This window comes from Pseudomonas sp. P5_A2_2 (assembly GCF_054177685.1).
On record NZ_JBGCUL010000817.1, the window covers coordinates 1 to 2,034 of the forward strand.

The 2,034-nt window shown below is 60.2% G+C and carries 3 protein-coding genes; all 3 read left to right on the forward strand.

Annotation, left to right across the window (positions count from 1 at the left end):
* Positions 1–40: 40 nt before the first annotated feature.
* Positions 41–487 carry an NUDIX hydrolase gene (locus ACXRVY_RS26090; RefSeq protein WP_223461567.1) on the forward strand — a complete coding sequence of 149 codons (447 nt, stop codon included), beginning with the start codon at positions 41–43 and terminating at the stop codon, positions 485–487.
* Between the two features lie 59 nt (positions 488–546).
* Positions 547–1,680 (forward strand): tRNA 2-thiouridine(34) synthase MnmA, encoded by a 1,134-nt coding sequence (gene mnmA, locus ACXRVY_RS26095; protein WP_223461565.1) that lies wholly within the window; start codon positions 547–549, stop codon positions 1,678–1,680.
* On the forward strand, positions 1,677–2,034 hold a 358-nt coding region (locus ACXRVY_RS26100), incomplete at its 3' end, for a DUF489 family protein (protein ID WP_458238631.1). The genes mnmA and ACXRVY_RS26100, both read left to right, overlap by 4 nt.

Below are 2,034 nucleotides of genomic sequence, written 5' to 3' on the forward strand. Positions count from 1 at the left end.
AACTTTGGAATTTGAGAACTTTGGAATTTGAGGACATCTCATGGACTGGAAACCCCACATCACCGTAGCAACCATCGTCGAAGACAACGGYCGCTTCCTGATGGTCGAAGAGCTCAAGAGCGGACGCACGGTACTCAACCAACCCGCCGGCCACCTGGACCCGAACGAAACCCTGACCGAAGCCGCCATTCGCGAAACCCTCGAGGAAACCGGCTGGGACGTCGAACCGACCGGCGTACTGGGCATTTACCTCTACACCGCCCCGAGCAACGGCGTAACGTACCAGCGGGTCTGTTTCATCGCCAAACCACTGAAACACCACGCGGATTATCAACTGGATGAAGGCATCGTCGGCGCCAAGTGGTTGACCCGCGAGGAGTTAATCGAGCAGCGCGACAATTGGCGCAGCGAGCTGATCATCCGTTGCATCGATGATTATCTGGCAGGCATTCGCTTCGACCTCGAACTGATCCGTCCTTCTCTTTAGCCATGCGGCCCCGAGCCTGATAGAATCGCGTCCTTTTTCAAGACACTCATTGAATCCCTATGCGTGATCCAGCCCCTTCTGACACACAAAAGAAGCGCGTCATTGTCGGCATGTCCGGCGGCGTGGACTCCTCCGTTTCCGCCCTCCTGCTGATCGAGCAGGGCTATGAGGTGGAAGGCCTGTTCATGAAGAACTGGGAAGAGGACGATGGAACGGAATACTGCACCGCCATGGATGACCTGGCGGACGCCCAGGCCGTGTGCGACAGGATTGGCATCAAGCTGCACACCGCCAATTTCGCCGCCGAGTACTGGGACAACGTGTTCGAGCATTTCCTGGCCGAATACAAGGCCGGACGCACGCCGAACCCGGACATCCTGTGCAACCGTGAAATCAAGTTCAAGGCGTTCCTCGACTACGCCATGATGCTGGGTGCCGACCTGATCGCCACCGGTCACTACGTGCGTCGCCGCGACATCGACGGCCGCACCGAACTGCTCAAGGGCCTGGACCCGAACAAGGACCAGAGCTACTTCCTGCACGCCGTCGGCGGTGAACAGATCGCCAAGACCCTGTTCCCGGTCGGCGAGCTGGAAAAACCGCAGGTGCGCGCCATTGCCGAGAAATACGAGCTGGCGACCGCGAAGAAGAAGGACTCCACCGGGATCTGCTTTATCGGCGAGCGCCGCTTCAGCGACTTCCTCAAGCAGTACCTGCCAGCGCAACCGGGCGAGATCAAGACCACCGAAGGTGAAGTCATCGGCCGTCACCACGGCCTGATGTACCACACCATCGGCCAGCGCCAGGGCCTGGGCATTGGCGGGCTGAAAGATGCCAGCGATGAGCCGTGGTACGTGCTGATCAAGGACCTGGAACACAACGAGCTGATCGTTGGCCAGGGCAACGATCACCCGTGGCTGTTCTCTCGTGCCCTGCTCGCTTCCGATATCTACTGGGTCAACCCGATCGACCTGAGCCAGCCACGCAAGCTGACCGCCAAGGTTCGTTATCGCCAGAGCGACCAGCCGTGCACCCTGGAGAAAACCGCCACGGGTTATCGCGCAACCTTCGATGATCCGCAACGCGCGGTCACTCCGGGCCAGTCCGTGGTGTTCTACGATGGTGAAATCTGCCTCGGCGGCGGCGTGATTGAAGTGGCGGAGCCGTGGACGAGCAAGGGCCAGGCCCTATGAACCCGATTCAGGAGCAACTGACAGCACTGGGCGGCGTGTTTCTCGCCGCCGTGCTGGTGGACAGGATTGCCAAGTCAGGCCAAACCAACGAAGCCGGACTGACCTGCATGCTCGGCAGCCTGCTGATTCGCGACCCCAAGGACACACTCGAAGTCTACGGCGGTGACGACATCAACCTGCGCGAAGGCTATCGCGCACTGATCGGCGCCCTCGAACGCGATCCAAGCGCCCTGCAGCGCGAACCGCTGCGTTATGCCMTGGCCATGCTCGGCCTTGAGCGTCAGCTGGCCAAGCGCAACGACATGCTCGACGTGATCGGCAAGCGTCTGCCGCAGATTCAGTCCCAGGTCGAAC

Excerpts from the sequence above, each read along its gene's own strand:
- mnmA (WP_223461565.1), top strand. The coding sequence starts at position 547 with ATGCGTGATCCAGCCCCTTCTGACACACAAAAGAAGCGCGTCATTGTC.